This window comes from Bacillus cereus group sp. BceL291 (assembly GCF_051776705.1).
Lineage (GTDB): Bacteria > Bacillota > Bacilli > Bacillales > Bacillaceae_G > Bacillus_A > Bacillus_A cereus.
Genome location: NZ_JBPWAP010000050.1, coordinates 1 through 21,795, shown reverse-complemented (window position 1 = coordinate 21,795; position 21,795 = coordinate 1). Strand labels below are relative to the sequence as shown.

The window sequence follows — 21,795 nt, the reverse complement described above, 5'->3', positions numbered from 1 at the left end:
TGGGAGAGTTGTAATGAATGTCGATATTTCCGTAGATCGGACATGGCAAAACAATTTTTTAAATAGAATTGACGAAGATGGTCCTTGGACAAACTGGGATTTATATCACTTAGCTTATGAAACAGAAAAATCGTTACTTGTTCCTACTTTTGATGGACTACAAGCACCGAAACATTTATCCCATTTCACACCGCTTCCGCATCAATTAGAAGTCGCTCAAAATGTGATTGAACAAATGAACGGTAAAGCGATTCTAGCAGATGAAGTAGGCCTTGGAAAAACAATCGAAGCCGGACTTATTTTGAAAGAATACATGGTCCGCGGGCTTGTGAAAAAGGTACTTATACTTGTCCCAGCTTCTCTCGTATCACAATGGGCATACGAACTGAATACAAAGTTTTTCATTCCCGCTGTAGCACAAAAGAAAAGCTACTCATGGGAACAAGCTGACGTAATCGTATCATCAATTGATACTGCGAAACGTTCACCACATCGCGATATCGTGTTGAACTTGGAATATGACCTTATTATTATCGATGAAGCACATAAACTGAAAAATAATAAAACAAAAAACTATGAATTTGCACAACGATTAAAAAAGAAGTTTTGTTTATTACTAACCGCTACTCCTGTTCAAAATAAGATTGATGAAATTTTTAACCTTGTTTCTTTATTAAAACCAGGACATTTAGGCAATCAATCCAACTTTGAAGAATATTACGCTTCCAAAAATCGCTCAGCCGAATCAGATGAAGACTTAAAAGCTCTCATTAATAAAGTAATGGTGCGAAATAGACGACATAATACCGGTATCGATTGGCCGAAGAGACATGTACGTACAATTTTTGTTGAGTTTAATGAACAAGAACAAGCTCTATATAATGATATCGAAAATTGGCGAGGACAAGACGCCTTCACATCTGCTTTCTCATCGTTAACTTTAAAACGGGAAGCGTGTAGTAGTCGTGAGGCTGTTTACTATTCATTGAAAAAGCATGTAGAAAAAAGACAGAAAGAAAACGAACATTATATAAAAGATCCACATATCGATGTGCTAATGGACAAAATTAATCATATTCCTTTCAACTCAAAAGCAAATAAAGCTCTTGAGCTTATAAAAGAAATTGACGATAAAGTCGTTATCTTCACAGAATATCGAGCGTCACAAATGTACTTACAATGGTTTTTACAACAACACGGTATTTCTTCCGTTCCATTCCGCGGCGGGTTTAAACGCGGGAAGAAAGATTGGATGAAGGAGCTTTTCCAAAACCACGCACAAGTATTAATTGCAACTGAAGCTGGTGGTGAAGGGATTAACTTACAGTTTTGTAGCCATATGATCAATTATGATTTGCCATGGAATCCAATGCGTCTTGAGCAAAGAATCGGACGTATTCACCGTCTCGGTCAAAAAAATGATGTTCATATTTATAACTTAGCTACAAAGCATACTGTTGAAGAACATATTCTGAAACTGTTATATGAAAAAATCAACTTATTCGAGCGTGTTATTGGTGAACTCGATGAAATTTTAACGAGAATTAATATGAAAAACATCGACGCGCACATTCAAGAAATTTTCGCGCAATCAAAAAGCGAAGGTGAAATTAGAATTAAGATGGAAAACTTAACATCTATTATCGACTTTGCGAAACGAAATGAAGCTGAGGTGCAAGGCTATGCAGCAACATGAAATTCATAATTACTTATACAATTTCTTTGAGGCGAATAACTGTGAAATTTTAGAACGTTCTCCTCATTTATTAGATGTACAGTTAACAATTGAGATGGATAAATTATTAATGAATCGCCCTTTTTATTGGCACTATCTTGAGAAAACAGGAGGCGTACCGAATCCGATGCGCCTTACTCTTATTACAAATCCAGAAAATGAAGAAAATGATGGTGAGCTTATTCACTACGGTTCACCACGTCTACATCAAATTTTCCAAACGACAAAAGAATTAGGCTCATACATACGTTTATATGAGGATGTAAGACATAATGGGGCAACACATACACCGCTCCACCCCTGGCTCGGTATTAATATAAAAGTTTCCTATCAATGTGATCGAAAAAAAGACATCCTTCACTCGATTGGTATTCATCTCATTTCTGGAACAATGATGGCAAACTTTCATGAAACATTAACAAACATTAAACTTACACCAAAAATACCTGATTTTTGTTTTACGCTCTCGCCCATCATTAAACCTCAAAGTGGTTTACAACGCATAGAAGACGCTTTAAAAAATATAATTGCAGAAGATGACCATACGTGGGCAAAAGAAGCAAGAGTGCGTTGGAATCATGATTTAGACCTTTTAAACCGTTTTTATGAAGAAAGTGACGAACTTCCTGAGAGCTATGAAATTGAAAAACAAGCTCTGCAAGAACAGTATGAACCACGTATTACAGTGCAAATTATTAACGGCGGACTCTTTTATGTTACCGCGAATCATTTTCTATCAAAATAAAGCTCCTTCTGCTTTAGAAGGAGCTTTATTTCGAGTTATTCTCTATCCTCATTACGCTCTTGTTGTTTTTGCTTTGCCATGCGTTTTTGATACGCACGATCCTTCGCGCTCACATGATTTGCATCAGTTGGAAGATTTTCTTTTGAACGTCCAATTCCATTGCTCATCTTTCCCACTCCTTTTTACGTTTTTCAGGATACATGTTTATTTTCAGCTAGAGTTACAATCCTTATACAAAAAAATAAGAGCAGCCCTTGGCCACTCTTACTCGCTCACATATTTTTGAAACATATCATGGATGCCTTTATTTACTAGGTTCGAGATCTGCTCGTCAGATTTATTCGGATAACGATCACGCAATCTGATAGATGCCTTCACCATTAAATTTTCTAATACAGAACGGCCACCTTCTCCATAAATAATTTCAGCATATTTAACAAGCCTTCCATCCTCTACTGTTGCTGGATTATGATTGAAGAAAAATTTACTCATTGTCTCCACCTCTCTCTTTTGATAACGTTTACATTTATATAGATTATTTATGTTATTTATTTCACAATATTGTATGCATGTATATTTAATTAGTTTCATTATAAAGCAACATATCGATAGTAAATATGTGATTTTCCGTCCATTTTGTGAACAAATTAAAAATGAAAGCGTTTCCTTTATTATATACTAAAAAAACTTACTACGCTAGGGGCAATTTTTTTCAATCTACTCCCCCTCGAAAATTGATATATTTTTTCTTTTCCCATTAAACCTTATACAATTTTCAGAAATTATATTATAAAATATATGTATGACTTAAGGAGGCTTTGTATGAATCAAAATAAAAAAGCTATATTAGATCTTGTCTTTTATCTCGTAATCCCATTCCTCATTTGGAAATTTGCAAAACCTTATATCGATCCTTATTACGCGATGTTACTTTCCTCTGTTCCGGGGATTATTTATACACTGTATACCTTTAAAAAAGAAAAACAGTTTAACGTGACAGGGTTCTTTATTTTAATTACACTCATTTCTAATACAACGGTAGATTTATTATCTGGGTCAGCTGAACGAATGTTGTGGAATGATGCATATTATCACATCGTACTCGGTATTATCGTCATATGTACAATTTTTATAAAGAAACCACTTATGTTATATTTCGCAGCAGATATTGCCGCACTGCAAGGCCATGACCGTGATAAAAGTCGTGAGCTTTATCGTGATAGTCGTATTTATCCAGCACTGCAATATTTAACGCTATTTTTCGGTCTACAATTCATATTAAAAAGCTTCTTAAAAATTTATTTCATCTCTGTTTTCGGTGTAGATGGCTATGGTGAAATGAGAGCGATTATGACCGCTGTTGGATGGGGCATTTCCATTTGTATCGGAATTGGATTTGTTTGGGTAAATAATAAAATACATGCCGTTACGGAAGAACAAGAATCCGTGCAGTAAATAAAAATCCCCTAGTGTAATACGACACTAGGGGATTTTGGGTTTGCTAAACATATGACTAAAATTTAACTTGATTTTTTTCTTTTACTTTTTACATTTCGGTAAAACAAAGCAGCACTCAGCGGCATAACACCAAACCACTTATTCATAAATGGCTCTTTTTCAGCACGGCGTTGTTCTTTCTTTTGTTTTCGATCTTCTTTTGGAGCATCCATATACGACACAAACTGCTGCGTCACAAAGCGAACATAATCATTAGTAGACATATTATCATCACCTCTACTTGATTAGTATGTCCACTTTTTTATACATTAATCTTTTCCTTTAATTCATTCATAATTTGCTTTACAGACTTATTTGTCGTATCGATATGAATATGAGCCTCTTCATAATAAGCTCGGCGTGATTCAAATTTCTTTACGAATGCATCTATATCTTTCTTTTGAAATAGTGGACGTGTCGTATCTTCACGAAGCCTTTCTGCAATTACATGCGGATCACAATATAAATACACGACAGTTCCGTTCTCTTTCATCCACTTGCGATTTTCCGCTCGTTCAATAATTCCCCCACCAGTTGTAATAATAACATTATGGACTGGTAGCGCACGTAACATTTCGCTTTCATATTCCCGAAAAGCCATTTCGCCTTCTTCGGCAAAAATTTTTCGAATTGCCTTCTCTTGCTTCTCTTCGATTTTTTGATCAGTATCTACAACATCCATTTGAAGTTCTTTACTTAACGCTTTTCCAATTGTTGTTTTCCCTGCTCCCATGTAGCCGGTTATGTATATAGATTTCATTTCTTGTCCTCTCAATCGTCATTTATTAATTGTTATTATAACGAAAGATGCTACTTTGTTTAATAAAAAAACGTTTTGTTCTTATACTATGAAGAACAAAACGTAACACTCGCTTTTACTTATAAGTGCCTCTTCTCACCCACTGCGTTGCAATCCATTTCTCGCCTTTCGTTACAGGTGCCCCTCCGTGTAACGTAAGCTCGTTTAATGATTGATCTTGATAAAAATACTCAAAGTATACTGCCATTCCCTTTCTAGGGTGTACAGAAAGATTTAATTTTGGGAAGTACGTTTCTCCGCCTTCTTCTACATCATTTAAATACATTACAAGCGTACTAATACGATTGTTAGCAGCTGATCTACTATGTTCCGCAAAATAATCATAGTGTGCTTTATATTGTTGATCCACTTCATAATTTAAAATGTGCAATCCTTCTCCGTGCGCCACCGGAACATTCATGATAGATGAAATTCGTTTTTCAATCTTTGAAGTAAGTTCATTGTCTTCCAAAAATGCACCGCTACTTGTTCGAATATCATTTACATCACGTGATGAACCAATTTTAGAACGCTCCATTTTATTTTTAGACATTTCAATCAATTCATCACACTCTTCATCACTTAGTACATTTGCTAATACGACAATAAGAGGTTCTTCGAATTTTGAAATAATGTGTATTTCTCTATCTTCTGTCATAATCGTATTTCCTTTATGATCAAAAATAGTTTGTTCCTTATTTTCACCTATTTGATTGTTGTTTGTCATTTCCCTATTCTCCCTAAAAATAATGATTGGATAGCATGAATATATCATATTCTTTCTACCTTTCTCTTTTTTGAGAAAATTTAAACTTTTAATCATTATATTTATCCATTTCTTCTAAAAAATCAATTCAATTTACAATAGGAAATCCTGGTTTATCTATATATATATTTTACATATTATCCTTCTATCCAATCGACTATTTTCCCATCCTTTTTTCTATACCGAAAACTCACCGTATAGAAAGCTTCCTGTTTGAGTGTACACTGCAAAGCAACGAGAATTAAATCATTTTCAAAGACATAATTTCCACTCGCTTCTCCCTTTTCATACTGAAAGAAAAATGTACCTTCTTTTTCTTTTTGCTGTAAGTCTTTTTTTATATCTGTAATAGATCGGTTAAGTAATTCATCCAATAAAAATTTTTGTTCTATTCCTATATAAAAATTTTCATCTGTAAACAACATATTTGTTTCGTATATAAAAAAAGAAGTTAATAAAATAAGAAAGATAATCGTTCCAGGCATTGTAAATCCCTTTTGCTTTCTCATACGTTTATTCCTATTTCGCTATATCGCATAACTACACCTTCATATATTTTCCCACTAGTATCTTTCACATTTATAATGAGTACATGAGGTGTTAGTTTGTAAGAAACCGTTCCAATATTTTGTAAAACAACTTCCCTCCCGCGCCTATTTACCTTTCTTATAAGACGACTATTCTCTTTTTCATACGATACTTCACTCCCATTACGCGATCGGAATTGTAAAATACTTTCTCCATTTTCAAATGCTAGCTGTTCTCCAGATGATACTTCACGAAACTCCAATTGCATTTGCCCTAAATACACATCCCACTCCCAATCATTTAACCCTTTCGACTGTTTATTTTCCATTTCAATGAAATGTAGGCGGGGAAAGAGCAAAAAAAATATTGATAATAGAAACAGACATACAATCATTTCTATTAATGAAAAACCAAATTCTAATTTATTTTTTCTCCTACATAAAAGCATTGTTCCATCATTCTGTCTTTCACATCTTTCCACATGGTACAAACTTCATTGCCTCCCCAATATGTGTAATACACAATTCCATTTATATTCTTTTCTATTATTCGCTTTTCTTCATTTCCATACATATATATAGCTGCTTCTTTTTTTAATAATCCAGTTGCCTTATAACGAATTTGTATATTTTTTCTTTCTTGCATAACTAATACTGTTTGCGGTAGTAGTAACGATACAGCCATCATTAAAACACTTAACGATACAATCATTTCAGCCATTATGGATCCTTTTTGACATTTCACGATACGTAAATCTCCCTCTTCCAAGCTGAAATACAATTTCATATTTATAATTTCTATACGAAATTATAATCGTACCACCTCTATTAATATTTCCACTTGGGTTATATGTCATCGGATTTGGAAACGTATGCAAATCAATTTGTATATCTTCTTCATACTCTCGCTTGACGATATAATACTTTGTACCTGACTCTTTTATAGCATACATATTTCTATCTTTATGCCAACGTAATGTGTAGTGCTTTTGATGGTTTATCGCTAATTGCTGCATATACAAAATATCATTTGAAAACTGTCTCAAAAATTGTTCAACTTTTTGTCGCTCGTATAAGGAATGAACACTAAAATACGTAACTATACTTAATACAGAAATAACAAATAAAACGAGTAACATTTCTAAAAAAGTAAACCCTTGTTGTTTCACAATGCCCTAATTGATACTGTGCCATCATCTGATATATGAATAGATTCGCCATTCGGACACTTATCAGTTGTAATATACTTTTCATCTGCCAGTTCTTTTAACGATGGAATTTTATTATGTTGTAATTGATATACTTGTATTTGCGCTTCTATAGATTTCACGTAAGCTGCACACCCTTTTCCTTGGACCGATGAACGCTGTGTAACTACATTTGGAATAATTAATAGTAATAATATAGTTATGACAACCATTACTAATAGCATCTCTAACAGAGTAAATCCTTCCTCATTCTGCATACAAATGCCCCCTAAATAGAATTCATCATTTGAAACATCGGCATAATCATCGCTAAATACATAAGGACAACGATTCCTCCAATGCATGTAAATAAAATAGGCTGAATGATAACTAACATATGTTTAATTTTTCGTTCTATCTTTTCCATAATAAGATCGCTATAGTCACCTAATTCAATCCCTAAATTGCCGTTTGCTTGTCCATGCGTAATAACATAAGAAAGTTCTTTCTCGTAATACCCACTTTTAGCAATGATAGATTGTAACTGTTCTCCTCCAATTAATTGTCTTTCAATCCGATTCGCTTCATATTGAAAGAACGGATGATATCTTTGCTCCATCATTATTGTTAAAGCTTCGCATACTGATAGTCCACCATTTAATAAACCACTCAACTGAGTAGCAAAATAATGTGAATGCTTTAAAATAAGAAATGTTTTGATGAGAGGAATACGAAGCATGATTTTTACCTGTCTAATATGTGGAAGTTTCCTAAAATACAACATGTATAAACTACATCCAATAATAACAGTTAAAATAGCGGTTAAAATAATGTATGGTAGCAGTTTTATTGCACTTAAAATGTGTTCTGTAAGTAGTGGTGTATTAGAACCGAACGAACTATAAACCATTTCAACCTGAGGTAATAAAATGAGGTTAAAAATAAAAAGCATGATTAGTAGAAAAAACATCAAGAACATAGGATACTGCATTATTTTCATCATGTCTCTCCTATACTTATCTTTCTTATAAAGAAGTACACTTCCTTGTTGCAAAGCAAAAGAAATATCACCATGTTGCTCGGCATAAAATAGATAACTTAACATGTCCTGATGAAACTTTAACTGATGAAAAGAATCGTGTAGACTTTTCCCATCTTTTAACCCCTCAATCATGCGCTGCAATTGTACTTTCTTTTCTACAGGTAATTGAAACTGTAAAAATTCTAATGCTTGTAAAAGAGAGTAGCCTTTTTCTAATAATTCTCCTAAACGTTTCAACAATACTACTTGATCACTTAAACTCCAAGTTTTCTTAAACATAAACATCTTCTTCTAAAAAACCTAAAGCATATCCTTTTCGTATTGACGATTCTAAAGTCTCATGTTTGTAAGTAACACATTCTCCATCTGCTTCTTTAAGTGCTTGTTTTAACTCATGTCCATATAGTAGCTCATAAATGCTTGCTTGCCTTACTTGCCTCATTGATTTACATAAAGTTGAGCACTTTCCTCTGCAAAACGGACACTTCAATTCGACAAGTCGCTGTGCAGCTACAGCCAATAAAGACTGTTCAATCTCTTGCCTCGTTATACCATAATCCATGAAACGAATGATTGCTCCTTTCGCATCATTCGTATGCAGCGTTGTCATTACTAAATGTCCTGTCAAACTTGCTCTTATAGCTCTTATAGCTATTTTTGCTGTTTCCTCATCCCGGATTTCACCGACTAAAATAATATCTGGATCATGACGTAAAATAGCCTTTAATCCTGTTTCATATGTGAGACCCGCTTTTTCATTTATTTGAATTTGTAATACATCGTCACTTCTTTTTTCAACCGGATCTTCAAGTGTAATGATGCGACGTGTTTTCTTTTTTCTAATTACTTCTAATAATGCATACATTGTCGTCGTCTTCCCAGATCCAGTCGGTCCAGTAAACACGAGTAGCCCCTGTGAATAGCGTAAAAACGAGAGTAGTTTTGCTGCCGTACTTGGAAATAACGAAAGATGTGATAAGGGCTGAACAGATGCTTGTAAATGAAGGCGAATAACGAGACTTTCTTGATATACTGTTGGAAGTGTTGAAAGGCGTAAATACACTTCTTGTCCATCAATTTGCAAATACAGCGAACCATTCTGTGGCTTCCGTTTCTCTCCTATGTCCATAGATGCTAAAAATTTGAAATGTGAGACAAGTTTTTCTCCAAACTCCTTTTCAATACACTGGCTCGTCATTAAATCTTTTCCTATACGTAGTTGCACCGCTACATCCTTCTGCCGGGGCACAATATGTAAATCTGACGCTTGTACCCTACACGCTTCTTTTAAAATTGTATTCGCGAAAATTTCAATCCCATTCATCACTTTTCCCTCCTCACTATGTATATAGCATGAAAACATTCGCAATAAAAATTTGGACTTTTGTATTTTCAATAGAGGAAAAAGGAAAAATATGTTTGTGAAATTATGAACAATTTCCGAATTATTGTCTGAAATTACCTATAATAATGTTTATCTGTATTATAATGTTATTATCTTGGATAAAGTGATAAAGGTGGAGATCCTCATGGAACAAGCTTTAAAAATTACAGGTGTATTATCTGACCCAACTCGTTATTACATTTATAAATATATTTCGCAAAAACATAGTTACGTAACGGTACAAGAAATTGCAGATGAGTTTGACATTCATCCAAACGTAGCGCGTTTACATTTATCTAAATTAGAAGATGTTCATATGCTAAAATCGGAAACGAAGAAAACTGGAAAAGGCGGACGACCGAGCAGATTGTATGTCTTATCTGAAGATGTTATCCAATTACAATTTCCATTCCGTGATTATCAATTGTTAGCAAGAATCGCATTTAATTCTTTACTTAGCCTTGGCGCTGCTGGTGAGAAAGCGCTATACGAAACAGGAAAACAATTCGGAGCTGAATTAATGCAACAACATATCCAACGTTTAAATGTGAGTGAAGATGCTTTAACAGTGGAACAAAAAGTTCAAATTGCAAAAGAAGCTTTCTCAACAGCTGGCTTATCACCTGCATTTGAATTAAGTGCAGATGGAACAAAAATTTTCTATGATGTACACAATTGTCCATTTAAAGAAGTTGCTGTTCATCATCCAACTGAAATTTGTAACATGCACGGAGATATGATGAAAGGAATTTTTGAAATCCTATTCCCTAACATGGAATTAACTCGAAATGATAGTCTATTAGATGGATGTAAATCTTGTAATTATAAACTAACAATTTAATTTCTCACATAAAAAGAAGCCAATAATAATTGGCTTCTTTTTATGTGAATGAATATTTACAATAGTAAGAAAAATAAACTATAATGAGGTGAGGTGAGGTTTACTTTTTTTAGAAAAGGAGGGAGATGGCATGGAGCGCATGTTTCGCGTTCTCGGCTTTTGGACTGGAATTTTCTCGGTTATGTTTTACGTAGGGGATATGCAACAGACCGCACTACTATTTTTAGGACAAACAGGTTTCTTCGTACTTTTAAGCTATTTAAAATTAACAGAGCGTATGTATATATACGTATTTGGGGCATATTTAACTGTTTTCTTCATAGGATTTACATACTACACGACGTTTTTACTTGTCCCTGGGGCTGGACATTAAAAGATGGCATTTTGCCATCTTTTTTTAATTCCGGAATTTCCTAGTTGACTTATAGGTTTTATTGCCTTATATTCTATATAACAGATTGGAATTAGGGGGAATCAACATGAATACACTGCTTGTCGGAATTAACGTTGCAGTCATGCTCATTTTAGTTGGCGTATTATATTATATGCAACGTAAGCATGTATCTTTTAATAAACGTGTATTTACTGCTTTAGGAGTCGGAATTATATTCGGTCTTATATTACAATTTATTTATGAACCAACTTCTAAAATAATTATTGAATCAAATACTTGGTTTGGCTTAATCGGTAACGGTTATGTGAAATTACTTCAAATGATCGTTATGCCACTTATTTTAGTATCTATTATTTCAGCCTTTACAAAATTACAGTTAACGAAAAACCTTGGTAAAATCAGTGGTCTTATTATCGGAATTTTAATTCTTACTACAGGAATCGCTGCAGCTGTCGGTATCGCTGCAAGTGCAGGATTTGATGTATCTGCAGCAGGCTTGCAACAAGGTGATGCAGAATCTGCTCGTCTGAAACTAGTTGAAGAAAGATTTACTTCTATTGAAAAGACAACAATTCCAGATAAATTATTAGAGCTATTGCCTACAAATCCGTTTCTTGATTTAACAGGCGCTCGTCCAACATCAACAATTTCTGTCGTAATATTTGCAGCCTTTATCGGCATTGCCTTTATAGGTGTAAAACGAAAATATCCAGAACAAGCAGAACTATTTAAGAAAATGCTTGATGCTGTATATGCAATCGTAATGCGTATGGTAACATTAATTTTACGCCTTACTCCATACGGCGTATTAGCTCTTATGGCAAAAACAGTTGCTGGTAGCGATATAAATGCTATTTTAAAACTTGGTAACTTCGTGTTAGCCTCTTACGTAGCACTTATCGTAATGTTTATCATTCACTTATTATTAATTGCATTGTCTGGTTTAAATCCAATTCAATATTTGAAAAAAGTGTTCCCTGTACTAACTTTTGCATTCACATCTCGCTCTAGTGCTGGTGCGATGCCATTAAATATTGAAGCTCAAAAAGAAAAGCTTGGTATTTCCGAAGGAATTGCAAACTTCGCAGCTTCATTTGGGGTATCTATCGGACAAAACGGTTGCGCAGGTATTTATCCAGCAATGCTTGCAATGATGGTCGCTCCAACTGTAGGAATTGATCCATTACAACCACAATTTATTTTAACTTTAATCGCTGTTGTTGCTATTAGCTCATTCGGTGTTGCCGGAGTTGGTGGCGGCGCAACATTCGCAGCTTTAATCGTACTATCTACAATGAACTTACCAATCGGTATTGTTGCTCTAGTTATCTCGGTTGAGCCATTAATCGATATGGGGCGTACAGCTCTTAACGTAAGTGGTTCTATGACAGCAGGTCTTATTTCAAGTAAATGGCTTGGTGAATTAGATCAAGATACGTACAATCAAGATGATACAAAAACTGGTGAAATTGCTTCATAATGAAAAAAAGACGCTAACATACAATTGTATGTTAGCGTCTTTTTTATTCCGTTCCCTCTTTATAGATTTTATCTTGAGAATTCTTACTCCAAGTATTCTTCTAGTTGCTCTTTTAACTCCTCCTCAATCTCATAACAAGATTCATCAACAAGTTCCCCTACTTTCTTACTCCCAAAAATGTTTGATTGAATTGACATTCCTAAAAAGATTCTTTCGCATTTCCAAATTGGAATATAGTGAAATTCAATCATCTCTTTTTCCTCATCTAATATAGCTATGGCAACTGATGAATAATAACCCACCTCAAAGGGATTCTCTTTTTCTCTTGCAAATCCCATATCTAATTCCATGTGTTTTTCTATGTATAAATGCGCATACTCTTTATGCAGTTTAAGTGATATTCGCTCTATTTCCTTCTCCATACATTGAATGTTCTCTTTTAACTCCAACGTAAACTCCTGTTCTTTATATTTCATTTTCGCCTCCTGAAACATAGAAAAAGAGAATATGATAACATATCCTCTTTCCTCAAATATATTTCATTATCTCACAGCCCGTCCTTTTCACAAATAACCATTTTGTTCGCACCATTTATGAAATTGTCCCACGTCTACTCCAACTAACACGATATCCTTTAGCTCTACATCAATGATTTGTTCTCCAATTACAATAGCAAACTGCGATGCTAATTTTGTCTCGTTTTTCTTTACAATTCCAATTCGGTTCCGATGCGGTCCATCTTTTATATATGCTTTTTGTCCTACAATATCAAAGTTCAAAATTCTCACCTCTTTTACTGCGCTCAAATTGGAAATACGATCTCCACCTCGGAAAATTTCCTTTCATTGCACTATTTCTCTATATATATGACGAAACAATAAAAGAGTCCTTCCTTCTTTACAATTATTTTTTCTTTGTTTCATTTTTGTGATTGAAACGTAAAGTTTATAATAAAATACACTTGGAAGCGCTTTCTATGTAATTTTTTATGTTATAATATATAAGTAGAACTTCGTAAAGAGGGTTAAAAAATGAATACAAAAATGATTAAAAAAGTAATTGAAGCATTAAAAGTATATGGCTTTCAGGATGTATCATTCTGTGACAAAACGAAGCAATTTTTATTTCATAACGAAACCGATATTATGAGCGGCTATGCAGAAATAACATATAGTAGTCAATTTGAAAAATTCAACGTACAAATTCATCCAATTGAAACGCATCACCAAGCAGAGTTACAAGAGATTGAAAGACATATACAAGCTTGTATAAGAAAAGTGGAATATTTAAACGCACTTCTTACCGGGCAGACAAAACTAGATGATAAAATTATTATTATGTAAAAAAAGAACGTGATCCAATCACGTTCTTTTTTCCTTATACGTTCATCTTTTCCTTTAGTTGTAATCCTGTAACAGATTCTAATACATCCATCGATTCTCCAAATGTCATATCAAAAATTGTCTTGTCCTCTATGTATGGAAACTGTCTGAAACGCTTTTCTAACACCTTCACAGCATCTGATGTAAAGTTTGCACTATCAATGCCAAATTCTGTTTCAAGAAGAACGATCCAATCTAGCACATGAAAACCTAATCCATTGACGAATGAAATAAGTTTTTCTTCTGGGTTTGAAGATAAGAATACTTGGCGTTCTATCTCACTAAAAAGTTCTTCTCCTAAGATTTCAGCTAACTCATCATCATGTTCACGTTCAACAAGTTCTTCGTAGCCGTAATCATCCACAAGCTCTTCTACTTCTTCACTATCCTGACAAAGCAATTGACTAAGAAGTGCCTCTTTCTTAAATTCACTATTTTGTACGACTTCTAAAAAGCTCGTTTCCCATCCATTTTCTAATTTCATATTATGTACTCCTTTATATACGTTTCTTATCATCACTGTACCCAAAAGATCACTTTTATAACCTTTTAGGTAGTTACTATTATTTCACATGATTCATAACAAAAGATGCAAACTCAGCTACATCTCCTTCAAAAATATTTATTTCTGGCAAGTGATAGAACGTTGTTTGGAGCGGGTTTCCTGCATGATATACATATATCGTTTTCTCTAGTGCAATCGCCATTCCAAACTCTGTATGGCTCCCGTTTCCGCCATCTAATATAAGTAAAAATACATCCGCTTCTTTTACAGCATTTCGTTCTGCCTGACCAATTTCTCTTAATTGTTCTTCATTCGCTGCTCTTTCATTTTTGGTCCAATCATATGTATGGTGCCATCCTGCATGTTTCAGTTCATTTGCTACAGAATGTACAAGATGTTTATTTTGGAAACCTGAGGCGATATAAAAATTCATTTATATACACTCCTTCATTATGTATGGGGAAACTCCTTTTTAGCGTTATTTGTTATAGCTATAATAAAGAACAACTTCAAAAAAAATCCCCATCTTTAAAACTTATTTGCGTTTAAATGATGGGATGCTTCATGGTCTTCTTTTATTTTTTGTTTTTTATAACTTTCATCAGCTAACATTTCTAGTTCAGCTGTTATCTCTGACTTTTCAAGCTCTCTTTCTTGCGAAAATTTCCTTGAAATATAAACAATAACACTACCAACGTACAACACAAAGCATATAATAAGTGCAGTATTTTCATAGAGACTTAGCTCCAACACAGTCACTCCTAATCCATTCGTATTTTCACGCCTCATTAATTGGAATTTCCCTATTAACCCATTTGTTATCCCGCTATTTGAGGGCAGTAAGACTCCCTCCTCAAAATTCAGTAACAGTAAAGAAGTTAGATGTGGGATGAACCCAACTGATTAAAGTTTCACTTTATTGTAACATAAAAATATCAATTCTTGGAATCTTTCACCCTACTAAAAGAGGCATGATTGTTTCATCATGCCTCTGAAATATTTTGAATGATTGTTTTAATTGCTTCTTTTCCATTATATTTTTTTAGTGCTGTTTTATACTTCTCATTATTTTGATTCAATTCTTCGACATACTTTATAAGAGATTTTACAGTTACATCTTCTTCATATAACACGGAGGCATACCCTTGCCTTTCAAAGGACTCTGCATTTAATATTTGATCTCCACGGCTTGCAAATTTCGATAATGGAATTAAAACCATCGGCTTTTGTAATGTTAAAAATTCAAAAATTGCGTTGGAGCCCGCGCGTGAAATAACAAAATCTGTTACCGCTAATATGTCTGGCAGTTCTCCATGTACATATTCAAATTGTCTATATCCTTCTTTATTTTGTAAACTTTCGTCAAGGTTACCTTTTCCGCAAAGGTGAACAATTTGATATTTTTTAAGAAGTTCTGGTAATGCTTCTCGAGCCGTATCATTAATTTTTTTCGCGCCCAAGCTGCCTCCCATAATCGTAATAACTGGCTTTTCACGTGAAAAACCTAAAAACGCTAAACCTTTTTCACGATTTCCCTTCAGCACTTCTTCACGTACAGGAGATCCCGTATATATTACTTTTTCTTTCGGTAAATGTTTCGCTGCTTCTTCAAATGTAACAAATATTTTCGAAGCAAAACGAAGCGCAATTTTATTTGCTAGTCCTGGTGTCATATCAGATTCATGTAATAAAACTGGTACTCTATTTAGCCATCCTCCAATTACGACTGGTACAGATACGAAACCGCCTTTTGAAAAAATCACATCTGGTTTTAGTCTTCGAATCCTTACATACGCATCCATAACACCCTTCATTACAAGAAAAGGATCTTTTATATTTTTCAAATCAAAATAACGACGTAGCTTTCCACTCGAAATACTATAGTAGGGAATGCCTTCCTTTTCTATAATCGTTTTCTCAATACCTTGATGAGAACCAATATAAGAGATATCCCAGTTGTCTTCCTGTAAATATGGGATAATGGCTAAATTAGGTGTTACATGTCCTGCCGAACCGCCACCTGTAAAGACTATTTTCTTCATACGTCTCCCCCTTCTAGACTATAATACACTAAAATATCTTGCCTCAGGGTGAGAAAATACCATAGCCGTTACGGACGCTTCTGGCTCCATCATGAATCCTTCTGTTAATGAAATACCTATTTCCTCTGGATGAATTAAGCGAAATAGCTTTTCTTGATCTGCAAGTTCTGGACACGCCGGATAACCAAATGACACTCGTATTCCTCTATATTTCGTACGGAAACGTTCTTCCATCGTCAGTTCAGGTGAGTCCGGAATGCCCCAGCGGTCACGAATGAGCATATGTGTTTTTTCAGCAAGTCCTTCCGCTAATTCAAGCGCTAACGATTGAATGGCATGACTACGTAGGTAATCACCTTTCGCCTTCCACTCTTCAGCAATGTCCCGAACTCCTTCCCCAACCGTAACAGATAAGAAAGCAACATAGTCCATCTCATCTCCTATTGGGCGCAAATAATCACCTAAAGTACGATAGGGAGCCTTTCCTTGTCTAGGGAATGTGAAACGCTCTATAACACGCGTATGATCTTCTGGATCATATATTACAATGTTTTGTCCGTCGCTTTGCGCTGGGAAAAATTGATACACCGCTTTCGGCTTTAACCAAGATTGTCCTTCCTGCAATAATTCATCTATTAAATCATTTAATTCATGTGCTCTCTTATCTCCCTCTTTCAAAAGCTTCTTCACATTTCCTTTTAATCCAAGGTGATGCCCAAGTAGCATTTGTCTATTTAAAAATGGAGCGAGATGAAGGGCCGGAATATCGCGTAATACAATTCGTTTTGTTGAATCAGGCACGATAACTTCAGCCTTCGGTAATGGCTCAATTACTGCTGGAATTTCTACTTTCTTCTCCTCTTTTTTTACGATATGAAGATGACGTTCTTTTTTATCCTGTTTCATCTTCTCACGCTCTTCTTCTTTTTGAAGCTTATTAATAATATCGAGCCCCGTCATCGCATCACTCGCATAACAAACGAGTCCTTTATATGATGGTGAAATCCGATTATCTGTAAACTTTCTCGTTAACGCCGCACCACCTACAACAATGGGAACATCAATATTTGCTGCTTTTAAATCTTCAGCAGTCGTTACCATTTGTTGCGCTGATTTTACTAACAAACCGGAAAGGCCTATAATATCCGGCTTCTTTTCTTGTACTTCTTGAACAATTCGATCCGAACGTACATTAATTCCTAAATTAATAATCTCATATCCGTTATTTGCTAAAATAATTTCAACGAGATTTTTCCCAATATCATGCACGTCACCTTTTACAGTTGCTAATAATACTTTCCCTTTTTTCGCACTATCACTAGATTCCATATGTGGCTCTAAATAGCTTACAGCAGCTTTCATACTTTCAGCACTTTGCAATACTTCAGCAACAATAAGTTCATTATTATTAAATAGTCGTCCTACCTCATCCATCCCTGTCATAAGCGGACCGTTAATAATATCAAGAGGTTTTCTTCCTTCTTCAAGCGCAAGACTTAAATCCTCGTGTAATCCTTGTTTCGTACCTTCTACAATATAATTTGCTAGTCTTTCATCAAGCGTTAACGTTTCTTGCACAACGATATCTTTCTTTTTAGCAACTCGGTAAAAGTTTGTAAATTCTTCTAACGTCTCTTTCGTCGTTTCAAACAGTAGTGCATCTGCAAGGCGTTTTTCTTCCTCTGGAATCGACGCATAGCGTTCTAATTTTTCCGTATTCACAATCGCGTAATCTAACCCTGCTTTCGTAGCATGATATAAAAAGACTGAATTTAATACCTCACGTCCAGCCGGTGGTAAACCAAATGATATGTTACTTACCCCTAAAATCGTTAAACACTCTGGTAACGCTTCTTTAATAAGACGAATTCCTTCTATAGTCGCTGCTGCTGAACCAATATATTCTTCATCACCTGTCCCTACCGGAAACACAAGTGCATCAAAAATAATATCTGACGGGCGTATCCCATAATTCTTTGTAAGTAATTCATAGCTTCTTTTCGCAATTTCTATCTTTCGCTCCGCACTAACCGCCATACCGTCTTCATCAATTGTTCCTACAACTATAGCAGCACCATACTTCTGAAGAAGCGGTGTCACTTTTTTAAATCGTTCTTCTCCATCTTCTAAATTAATTGAATTAATAACAGCTTTTCCTTGAATATAAGTAAGAGCTCGCTCCATCACATTTTCATCTGTTGAATCAATCATAATCGGTACTTTTAAAACTTTCGTAACTTCTGCTAAGAAGTTTTCCATATCTTCTATTTCATCGCGATCAGGATCTGCCATACAAATATCAATAATATGAGCATTTTTCTTCACTTGCGCTCTTGCCACTTCAGCAGCCTCTTCAAATTTCCCTTCTGCTACTAATCGTTTAAATTTACGTGACCCAATAACATTCGTTCTTTCACCTACAAATAACGGTCTCATAGACTCATCATATTGCAGTGCTTCTAATCCACTAATTCCATGTCCTTCTCTCTCATGATGGTCACGAGGCTTAAGAGATGCTAGCGCGGATTTCATTGCTTTTATATGTTCTGGTGTCGTGCCACAACAACCACCAATAATATTAACCCACCCTTCTTCAGCAAATCGCTTCACCTTTTCAGCAAGAGAAGATGGAGATTCATGGTAATGTCCATCTTCATCAGGAAGACCTGCATTTGGATAACAAGAAATGTAACACTCCGATAAATCAGATAGTGAACGAATATGGTCCCTCATAAACTCCGGACCAGTCGCACAGTTTAACCCAACAGATAATGGTTTCATATGTTCTACTGATAAATAAAAAGCTTCAATTGTTTGCCCAGCCAGAGTCGTTCCCATTGGCTCAATCGTACCTGAAATCATAATAGGAACCGTTTTTTTCAGTTCTTCAAAAGCAGCTTGAATTCCAATATAAGCTGCTTTCACGTTACGCATATCTTGACTCGTCTCAACGAGTAATACATCAACTTCTCCTTTTAATAATCCTCGTGCCTGCCTTGTATAAGCCTCAATCAATTCTTCAAAAGTCACACCACCAGTAACACTAATTGCTTTCGTTGTTGGTCCCATCGCTCCCGCAACATATACTTCATTCCCGCTTTCTTTAACAGCTTGCTTCGCCAAAAGTGCTGCCTTTTCATTTAGTTCTTCATCTAAATGAGACAGCTCATAATCACTTAGTACAATATTCGTTGCCCCAAATGTATTTGTTTCAATAATATCCGCTCCAGCTTCAATATAAGCTTTATGAATCTTTAAAATAACGTCTGGTCTTGTTTCCACTAAATATTCATTACAGCCCTCGTACTCTTCTCCTCCGAAATCTTCAGCAGTTAAATCCTCTTGCTGAATCATTGTCCCCATTGCACCATCTAATATTAAAATGCTATTTTTCAATTTTTCTTCTATACACTTCATCAATTAATACCTTCTTTCACTTCTTGCTTTTCTCTTACATATTTAACAAGATGTTCTGTAATTTCATACTTTAAAAATGGTGTAATAAGATAAATACCATTAAAATATTTCATCGCTGCGTCGACCAATTCTTGTGAAATGCGAATCCCTTCCTCAATTGCTGCCTCTTTCGTTTCATGTCCATCCATTCTCTCTCTTATTTCTTCAGGAAGAGTAATACCCGGCACCTCAAAATGAAGAAAATCTGCATTCCGCTTACTTACTAACGGCATAATTCCAATAAAAATAGGTTGTTCCAAATGCTTTGTCGCTTCATACACTTCTTCAATTAACTTGATATCGTAAATTGGCTGAGTTAAAAAATACTCCGCTCCAGCATCTATTTTTCGTTCCATTCGCTTAACCGCTGCTTTTAAGTGCCTCACGTGAGGATTAAATGCGCCGCCTACAGAAAACCTTGTCGCCGGTCCAATTGATTTCCCTAAAATTGAACGTCCATCGTTCATTTCTTTAATCATTTTAATAAGCTCAATAGAGGATAAATCATATACAGAAGTGGCACCGGGAAAATCACCAACGCGCGCTGGATCACCAGTTAAAGCTAACACTTCTTCCATCCCTAACGCCGATAAACCTAACAAATGAGATTGTAGTCCAATGACGTTATGATCTCTACACGTTAAATGCGTCAATACTGGGATATCATGCTTCGTTAATAACGCACCCATCGCCATATTAGAGACTCGAGGCGATGCTAATGAATTATCTGCTAGAGTAATAGCATCTGCTCCCGCTCTTTTTAACGCTCTTGCTCCTTCAAAAAAACGCTGTGTATCTAACGTTTTCGGTGGATCTAATTCCACTACAACTGTCGTTTGTTTTTTTGCTTTCTCTGCTAGAGTGACGTGAGCCTTCGAACGTTTCTCATGCGTATGAACGACTTTTGGCCTTTGAATCGTTTCTTTTTCTATTACAGGGGTAATATTCGCAACAGCGCGCTTCATACTTTGAATATGTTCTGGAGTCGTACCACAACAGCCACCCAATAACCGAATACCTTGCTCAATAAATTTCGGTGTCATTGCTTCAAAATAAGCTGGACTTCCCTCATATACGTAACGTCCCTCTACATAATTCGGGAGACCTGCATTTGGGTATGCTGATAAATAGCCATTTTGCGGAATCGATATCATTTTGAAAGCTTCCGTCATATGAAGCGGCCCCAGTTGACAATTCAATCCAACAACATTTGCACCGTAATCTATAAACTGCTTTAATATTTCATTGACATCATTTCCATTTTGAGTCGTACCTGCTTCATGTAACGCTAATTGCGCAACAATCGGAATATTCGTTTGCTTACGCAAAACTTTAACAGCATGAAGTAATTCAAATTCATCATAAAAAGTTTCTAATAGTAATCCATCAACCTGTTCTTCTAGTAAAGCCCCCGCCTGTTCAAGTAACATAAACTCCCTTTCCATATCAGTCGTTGTAACAGCTCCGATATGTTTCATACCACCAATTGTTCCTAAAATTGCATTTTTATCTGTCACAGATGCTTTCGCTAATTTCACTGCCGCTCTATTAATTTTTGTAACTTGATTTTCTAAACCATACATACGTAATTTCGCCTCATTTGCTCCATACGTATTCGTTTGAATTACATCTGCTCCAGCAGCTACATATTGTTTATGAATGGATATAATTAGATCTGGATCAGATACGTTCAATTCTTCAAAGCTACTTTGCAAACCATGTGAATGCAATAACGTTCCAACCGCACCATCACCTATTACAATTCCTTTTGATAATAAATCTAGTAATTTCACGAATCTCCCTCATTTCTATCAATATAAAAACCCCCTCTTCACTTTGAAGAGGGGGACATAATTGTTCCTCCTCTTATTATGCAAAACATTCGTTTTGCAGGTATTAGCACATGCCTATCCACTTAAGAATGGAAACACAATGAACTTTCGTTCATATAACCAAAAAACTCTCGAAATATTTGGTATCTTTAAAAATGGGCATACCAAATAAACCTAGATA

The 21,795-nt window shown here is 35.2% G+C and carries 28 protein-coding genes; 8 read left to right on the top strand and 20 right to left on the bottom strand.

Annotation, left to right across the window (positions count from 1 at the left end):
• The first annotated feature begins 13 nt into the window (after positions 1-13).
• Entirely contained in the window at positions 14-1,696 is a 1,683-nt protein-coding gene (locus ACS2CR_RS24665; protein ID WP_001100037.1) for a DEAD/DEAH box helicase, read from the top strand.
• A complete protein-coding gene (locus ACS2CR_RS24660) occupies positions 1,683-2,480 on the top strand; it encodes a YqhG family protein (RefSeq protein ID WP_001183964.1) in 798 nt (265 codons plus the stop codon). The genes ACS2CR_RS24665 and ACS2CR_RS24660 overlap by 14 nt, the downstream gene beginning before the upstream one ends.
• A gap of 35 nt (positions 2,481-2,515) precedes the next feature.
• Here the strand turns inward: ACS2CR_RS24660 and ACS2CR_RS24655 are convergent, their stop codons facing one another.
• Entirely contained in the window at positions 2,516-2,647 is a 132-nt protein-coding gene (locus tag ACS2CR_RS24655) for a hypothetical protein (RefSeq protein ID WP_000064668.1), read from the bottom strand.
• Positions 2,648-2,744: 97 nt separating this feature from the next.
• Positions 2,745-2,972, bottom strand: a complete 228-nt coding sequence (locus ACS2CR_RS24650) for a hypothetical protein (RefSeq protein WP_000032702.1) — start codon at positions 2,970-2,972, stop codon at positions 2,745-2,747.
• A 73-nt stretch (positions 2,973-3,045) separates the two neighbouring features.
• Here ACS2CR_RS24650 and ACS2CR_RS24645 point away from each other — a divergent pair, with 73 nt between their 5' ends.
• On the top strand, positions 3,046-3,162 hold the full coding sequence (locus ACS2CR_RS24645) for a hypothetical protein (protein WP_001987222.1): 117 nt from the start codon (positions 3,046-3,048) through the stop codon (positions 3,160-3,162).
• A gap of 140 nt (positions 3,163-3,302) precedes the next feature.
• On the top strand, positions 3,303-3,935 hold the full coding sequence (locus ACS2CR_RS24640; protein ID WP_001073111.1) for a VC0807 family protein: 633 nt from the start codon (positions 3,303-3,305) through the stop codon (positions 3,933-3,935).
• A gap of 65 nt (positions 3,936-4,000) precedes the next feature.
• Here the strand turns inward: ACS2CR_RS24640 and ACS2CR_RS24635 are convergent, their stop codons facing one another.
• The 10 genes from ACS2CR_RS24635 to comGA all read right to left on the bottom strand — a co-directional run bounded on the left by ACS2CR_RS24635 (position 4,001) and on the right by comGA (position 9,622).
• Positions 4,001-4,201 (bottom strand): YqzE family protein, encoded by a 201-nt coding sequence (locus ACS2CR_RS24635; protein WP_000106083.1) that lies wholly within the window; start codon positions 4,199-4,201, stop codon positions 4,001-4,003.
• Positions 4,202-4,239: 38 nt separating this feature from the next.
• The gene (locus ACS2CR_RS24630; protein ID WP_000836650.1) at positions 4,240-4,737 is read right to left on the bottom strand and encodes a shikimate kinase; all 498 of its coding nucleotides are present in this window, start codon (positions 4,735-4,737) and stop codon (positions 4,240-4,242) included.
• Between the two features lie 115 nt (positions 4,738-4,852).
• A complete protein-coding gene (locus ACS2CR_RS24625; protein ID WP_000183860.1) occupies positions 4,853-5,503 on the bottom strand; it encodes a 2OG-Fe(II) oxygenase in 651 nt (216 codons plus the stop codon).
• 176 nt (positions 5,504-5,679) lie between these two features.
• Positions 5,680-6,051 carry a competence type IV pilus minor pilin ComGG gene (gene comGG / locus ACS2CR_RS24620; protein ID WP_001231271.1) on the bottom strand — a complete coding sequence of 124 codons (372 nt, stop codon included), beginning with the start codon at positions 6,049-6,051 and terminating at the stop codon, positions 5,680-5,682.
• Positions 6,048-6,518: a competence type IV pilus minor pilin ComGF gene (gene comGF / locus ACS2CR_RS24615; RefSeq protein WP_000923099.1), complete on the bottom strand. Its 471-nt coding sequence runs from the start codon at positions 6,516-6,518 to the stop codon at positions 6,048-6,050. Before comGF ends, comGG begins: the two co-directional genes overlap by 4 nt.
• Entirely contained in the window at positions 6,488-6,790 is a 303-nt protein-coding gene (locus ACS2CR_RS24610; RefSeq protein ID WP_000829473.1) for a hypothetical protein, read from the bottom strand. The genes comGF and ACS2CR_RS24610 overlap by 31 nt, the downstream gene beginning before the upstream one ends.
• The gene (gene comGD / locus ACS2CR_RS24605) at positions 6,783-7,238 is read right to left on the bottom strand and encodes a competence type IV pilus minor pilin ComGD (protein WP_000813142.1); all 456 of its coding nucleotides are present in this window, start codon (positions 7,236-7,238) and stop codon (positions 6,783-6,785) included. Before comGD ends, ACS2CR_RS24610 begins: the two co-directional genes overlap by 8 nt.
• Positions 7,235-7,534: a competence type IV pilus major pilin ComGC gene (gene comGC, locus ACS2CR_RS24600; RefSeq protein WP_001178686.1), complete on the bottom strand. Its 300-nt coding sequence runs from the start codon at positions 7,532-7,534 to the stop codon at positions 7,235-7,237. Before comGC ends, comGD begins: the two co-directional genes overlap by 4 nt.
• 11 nt (positions 7,535-7,545) lie before the next feature.
• Positions 7,546-8,583: a competence type IV pilus assembly protein ComGB gene (gene comGB, locus ACS2CR_RS24595; RefSeq protein ID WP_002101326.1), complete on the bottom strand. Its 1,038-nt coding sequence runs from the start codon at positions 8,581-8,583 to the stop codon at positions 7,546-7,548.
• Positions 8,570-9,622, bottom strand: a complete 1,053-nt coding sequence (comGA, locus tag ACS2CR_RS24590; RefSeq protein ID WP_153602551.1) for a competence type IV pilus ATPase ComGA — start codon at positions 9,620-9,622, stop codon at positions 8,570-8,572. Before comGA ends, comGB begins: the two co-directional genes overlap by 14 nt.
• 205 nt (positions 9,623-9,827) lie before the next feature.
• Between comGA and ACS2CR_RS24585 the strand changes: the two genes are divergently transcribed.
• From ACS2CR_RS24585 to ACS2CR_RS24575, 3 genes are all read left to right on the top strand, one after another.
• A complete protein-coding gene (locus tag ACS2CR_RS24585; protein WP_053512775.1) occupies positions 9,828-10,523 on the top strand; it encodes a helix-turn-helix transcriptional regulator in 696 nt (231 codons plus the stop codon).
• A 130-nt stretch (positions 10,524-10,653) separates the two neighbouring features.
• Positions 10,654-10,896, top strand: coding sequence for a DUF2626 domain-containing protein (locus ACS2CR_RS24580; protein ID WP_000440721.1), 243 nt, complete (start codon positions 10,654-10,656; stop codon positions 10,894-10,896).
• A 106-nt stretch (positions 10,897-11,002) separates the two neighbouring features.
• Positions 11,003-12,397, top strand: coding sequence for an L-cystine transporter (locus ACS2CR_RS24575; RefSeq protein ID WP_001094331.1), 1,395 nt, complete (start codon positions 11,003-11,005; stop codon positions 12,395-12,397).
• Positions 12,398-12,480: 83 nt separating this feature from the next.
• Here the strand turns inward: ACS2CR_RS24575 and ACS2CR_RS24570 are convergent, their stop codons facing one another.
• Positions 12,481-12,873, bottom strand: coding sequence for a hypothetical protein (locus ACS2CR_RS24570; RefSeq protein WP_000875390.1), 393 nt, complete (start codon positions 12,871-12,873; stop codon positions 12,481-12,483).
• An 87-nt stretch (positions 12,874-12,960) separates the two neighbouring features.
• A complete protein-coding gene (locus ACS2CR_RS24565) occupies positions 12,961-13,176 on the bottom strand; it encodes a DUF3912 family protein (protein WP_001008326.1) in 216 nt (71 codons plus the stop codon).
• A 252-nt stretch (positions 13,177-13,428) separates the two neighbouring features.
• Here ACS2CR_RS24565 and ACS2CR_RS24560 point away from each other — a divergent pair, with 252 nt between their 5' ends.
• Entirely contained in the window at positions 13,429-13,740 is a 312-nt protein-coding gene (locus ACS2CR_RS24560) for a hypothetical protein (RefSeq protein ID WP_001093237.1), read from the top strand.
• 34 nt (positions 13,741-13,774) lie between these two features.
• Here the strand turns inward: ACS2CR_RS24560 and ACS2CR_RS24555 are convergent, their stop codons facing one another.
• The 6 genes from ACS2CR_RS24555 to ACS2CR_RS24530 form a co-directional block, all read right to left on the bottom strand.
• Positions 13,775-14,263, bottom strand: coding sequence for a hypothetical protein (locus ACS2CR_RS24555; RefSeq protein ID WP_000764261.1), 489 nt, complete (start codon positions 14,261-14,263; stop codon positions 13,775-13,777).
• Positions 14,264-14,342: 79 nt separating this feature from the next.
• Positions 14,343-14,717 (bottom strand): nucleoside 2-deoxyribosyltransferase, encoded by a 375-nt coding sequence (locus ACS2CR_RS24550; RefSeq protein ID WP_001012333.1) that lies wholly within the window; start codon positions 14,715-14,717, stop codon positions 14,343-14,345.
• Positions 14,718-14,812: 95 nt separating this feature from the next.
• A complete protein-coding gene (locus ACS2CR_RS24545) occupies positions 14,813-15,073 on the bottom strand; it encodes a DUF3966 domain-containing protein (protein WP_001250699.1) in 261 nt (86 codons plus the stop codon).
• Positions 15,074-15,267: 194 nt separating this feature from the next.
• Positions 15,268-16,326: an undecaprenyldiphospho-muramoylpentapeptide beta-N-acetylglucosaminyltransferase gene (gene murG / locus ACS2CR_RS24540; protein ID WP_053512774.1), complete on the bottom strand. Its 1,059-nt coding sequence runs from the start codon at positions 16,324-16,326 to the stop codon at positions 15,268-15,270.
• Positions 16,327-16,344: 18 nt separating this feature from the next.
• Entirely contained in the window at positions 16,345-19,743 is a 3,399-nt protein-coding gene (gene metH, locus ACS2CR_RS24535; RefSeq protein WP_053512773.1) for a methionine synthase, read from the bottom strand.
• The gene (locus tag ACS2CR_RS24530) at positions 19,743-21,575 is read right to left on the bottom strand and encodes a bifunctional homocysteine S-methyltransferase/methylenetetrahydrofolate reductase (RefSeq protein WP_000770360.1); all 1,833 of its coding nucleotides are present in this window, start codon (positions 21,573-21,575) and stop codon (positions 19,743-19,745) included. The genes metH and ACS2CR_RS24530 overlap by 1 nt, the downstream gene beginning before the upstream one ends.
• Between the last annotated feature and the right edge of the window lie 220 nt (positions 21,576-21,795).

Coding starts and splice junctions, on each gene's coding strand:
- ACS2CR_RS24660 (WP_001183964.1), top strand. CDS start 1,683: ATGCAGCAACATGAAATTCATAATTACTTATACAATTTCTTTGAGGCG.
- ACS2CR_RS24570 (WP_000875390.1), bottom strand. CDS start 12,873: ATGAAATATAAAGAACAGGAGTTTACGTTGGAGTTAAAAGAGAACATT.
- ACS2CR_RS24645 (WP_001987222.1), top strand. CDS start 3,046: ATGCATGTATATTTAATTAGTTTCATTATAAAGCAACATATCGATAGT.
- ACS2CR_RS24630 (WP_000836650.1), bottom strand. CDS start 4,737: ATGAAATCTATATACATAACCGGCTACATGGGAGCAGGGAAAACAACA.
- comGA (WP_153602551.1), bottom strand. CDS start 9,622: ATGAATGGGATTGAAATTTTCGCGAATACAATTTTAAAAGAAGCGTGT.
- comGF (WP_000923099.1), bottom strand. CDS start 6,518: ATGCTTTTATGTAGGAGAAAAAATAAATTAGAATTTGGTTTTTCATTA.
- ACS2CR_RS24640 (WP_001073111.1), top strand. CDS start 3,303: ATGAATCAAAATAAAAAAGCTATATTAGATCTTGTCTTTTATCTCGTA.
- ACS2CR_RS24625 (WP_000183860.1), bottom strand. CDS start 5,503: ATGACAAACAACAATCAAATAGGTGAAAATAAGGAACAAACTATTTTT.
- comGC (WP_001178686.1), bottom strand. CDS start 7,534: ATGCAGAATGAGGAAGGATTTACTCTGTTAGAGATGCTATTAGTAATG.
- ACS2CR_RS24580 (WP_000440721.1), top strand. CDS start 10,654: ATGGAGCGCATGTTTCGCGTTCTCGGCTTTTGGACTGGAATTTTCTCG.
- comGG (WP_001231271.1), bottom strand. CDS start 6,051: ATGAGAAAGCAAAAGGGATTTACAATGCCTGGAACGATTATCTTTCTT.
- ACS2CR_RS24650 (WP_000032702.1), bottom strand. CDS start 2,972: ATGAGTAAATTTTTCTTCAATCATAATCCAGCAACAGTAGAGGATGGA.
- ACS2CR_RS24545 (WP_001250699.1), bottom strand. CDS start 15,073: ATGAGGCGTGAAAATACGAATGGATTAGGAGTGACTGTGTTGGAGCTA.
- ACS2CR_RS24550 (WP_001012333.1), bottom strand. CDS start 14,717: ATGAATTTTTATATCGCCTCAGGTTTCCAAAATAAACATCTTGTACAT.
- ACS2CR_RS24610 (WP_000829473.1), bottom strand. CDS start 6,790: ATGGCTGAAATGATTGTATCGTTAAGTGTTTTAATGATGGCTGTATCG.
- ACS2CR_RS24665 (WP_001100037.1), top strand. CDS start 14: ATGAATGTCGATATTTCCGTAGATCGGACATGGCAAAACAATTTTTTA.
- ACS2CR_RS24585 (WP_053512775.1), top strand. CDS start 9,828: ATGGAACAAGCTTTAAAAATTACAGGTGTATTATCTGACCCAACTCGT.
- comGB (WP_002101326.1), bottom strand. CDS start 8,583: ATGTTTATGTTTAAGAAAACTTGGAGTTTAAGTGATCAAGTAGTATTG.
- ACS2CR_RS24575 (WP_001094331.1), top strand. CDS start 11,003: ATGAATACACTGCTTGTCGGAATTAACGTTGCAGTCATGCTCATTTTA.
- metH (WP_053512773.1), bottom strand. CDS start 19,743: ATGAAGTGTATAGAAGAAAAATTGAAAAATAGCATTTTAATATTAGAT.
- ACS2CR_RS24555 (WP_000764261.1), bottom strand. CDS start 14,263: ATGAAATTAGAAAATGGATGGGAAACGAGCTTTTTAGAAGTCGTACAA.
- ACS2CR_RS24635 (WP_000106083.1), bottom strand. CDS start 4,201: ATGTCTACTAATGATTATGTTCGCTTTGTGACGCAGCAGTTTGTGTCG.
- ACS2CR_RS24560 (WP_001093237.1), top strand. CDS start 13,429: ATGAATACAAAAATGATTAAAAAAGTAATTGAAGCATTAAAAGTATAT.
- murG (WP_053512774.1), bottom strand. CDS start 16,326: ATGAAGAAAATAGTCTTTACAGGTGGCGGTTCGGCAGGACATGTAACA.
- ACS2CR_RS24655 (WP_000064668.1), bottom strand. CDS start 2,647: ATGAGCAATGGAATTGGACGTTCAAAAGAAAATCTTCCAACTGATGCA.